The sequence below is a fragment of the Pseudomonas sp. PS02288 genome, assembly GCF_029959715.1.
GTDB lineage: Bacteria > Pseudomonadota > Gammaproteobacteria > Pseudomonadales > Pseudomonadaceae > Pseudomonas_O > Pseudomonas_O kuykendallii.
This window is the reverse complement of the sequence record NZ_JASCPA010000133.1, coordinates 1-336: the sequence shown is the minus strand read 5'-3', so window position 1 is coordinate 336 and position 336 is coordinate 1. Positions and strand designations below refer to the sequence as shown.

The following is a 336-nucleotide window of genomic DNA, read 5'->3' as shown; positions in this document are numbered from 1 at the left end:
CCTCAATGTCGTGGCGCGCCTGGCCGCGACCGAACCACCACCCAGCGTCGAAACCCACTTGTCGCTCAAGGAAGCCCCCGTCGCTAACACGGCGCGCTACGACCGCCTGCGTGGCCAGGCCGAGGAGATCGGTCATGCGTGATTTGATGGCGGAACTCAAGGAGCTGCGCCTGCACGGCATGGCCACGGCCTGGGCGGAGTTGACTGCGCAGGGTGAGTCGAACACAGCCTCGTCCAAGTGGCTGCTCGAACACCTGCTGGAACAAGAGCACACAGATCGCGCCATGCGCTCGGTGAGCCACCAGATGAACATGGCCAAGCTGCCGATGCACCGCG

The 336-nt window shown here is 64.9% G+C and carries 1 pseudogene; it reads left to right on the top strand.

Annotated features, from left to right (window positions below):
* Positions 1-134: 134 nt before the first annotated feature.
* Positions 135-336, top strand: a pseudogene (istB, locus tag QMX85_RS23380) (IS21-like element ISPst3 family helper ATPase IstB); the annotation flags it as partial.